Source organism: Pseudomonas sp. E45-MNA-CIBAN-0222 (assembly GCF_040310405.1).
Taxonomy (GTDB): Bacteria; Pseudomonadota; Gammaproteobacteria; order Pseudomonadales; family Pseudomonadaceae; genus Stutzerimonas; species Stutzerimonas stutzeri_AC.
The window spans coordinates 1-279 of the sequence record NZ_JBEOPU010000075.1 but is presented as its reverse complement, the minus strand read 5'-3'; the positions used below and the strand labels follow the sequence as shown (position 1 = coordinate 279).

Annotated in this window: 1 protein-coding gene; it reads left to right on the top strand. The window is 31.9% G+C overall.

The features are described from left to right. Positions 1-27: 27 nt before the first annotated feature. A partial coding sequence (locus tag AAEZ08_RS22835) for a hypothetical protein (protein WP_500125164.1) occupies positions 28-279 on the top strand: 252 nt, incomplete at its 3' end.

The window sequence follows — 279 nt, the reverse complement described above, 5'->3', positions numbered from 1 at the left end:
ACTTAAGATTGAGTTTTCAAATTTAAGATGAATGAAGAGAACGAAAATTACTTTATAGCAAAGTATGTGGCTGGTGCTTGTGATACTGATGATTTGGTCAATTATGCAAATTATAAGTTAAACAGTGGCATCTATTCTGACGGGTTACTGGGTATCATTGATGCAGAACCTAAATGTTGGGATATCGTTTCACCTCTTTTTGAAAAACTGATTGCTCAACTTCCTTCATTTGATGATTCAATTCATTTAATAATCAAACATCACTTAAAGTTAATTGCT